The organism is Bartonella sp. AA83SXKL, from assembly GCF_042196965.1.
Lineage (GTDB): Bacteria > Pseudomonadota > Alphaproteobacteria > Rhizobiales > Rhizobiaceae > Bartonella.
This window is the reverse complement of sequence record NZ_JBHIRG010000209.1, coordinates 1-359: the sequence shown is the minus strand read 5'-3', so window position 1 is coordinate 359 and position 359 is coordinate 1. Positions and strand designations below refer to the sequence as shown.

General features: G+C 38.4%; 1 pseudogene. It reads left to right on the top strand.

From position 1 onward, the window contains the following. Positions 1-348: pseudogene (locus ACFINO_RS10655) on the top strand (hypothetical protein); the annotation flags it as partial. Positions 349-359 lie beyond the last annotated feature (11 nt).

Below are 359 nucleotides of genomic sequence, written 5' to 3'. Positions count from 1 at the left end.
TTTGCACGCTTGCCAAACCATATGGGTGAAGTGGAAGAAAAGACAATAGAACAAGCGGTGAGTGGAGGAAAGATTGGTCTCATCAAGACAGCCATGAAAACTTTTGCAAGGGAATGGGGACGCAAACTCTTAAGTGTTCATAAAGAGACTGAAAGGGATATTGCGGCTCTCATAACAGCGCGTGAAAAAGGGGAGTTTGGGTTAGCAAGAGAAAAAGCCGTTGAATTAATTAAGAAGTTTCACGAAGCAGAAAAGAAACGCTTAATAAGCAAAAAAGATCACACAAAATTCCTCAATTTTGTTGGCATTCTTTTGAATAGTAGTGCTTATAGAGTGGTTATAAACTAATGATCAATTTT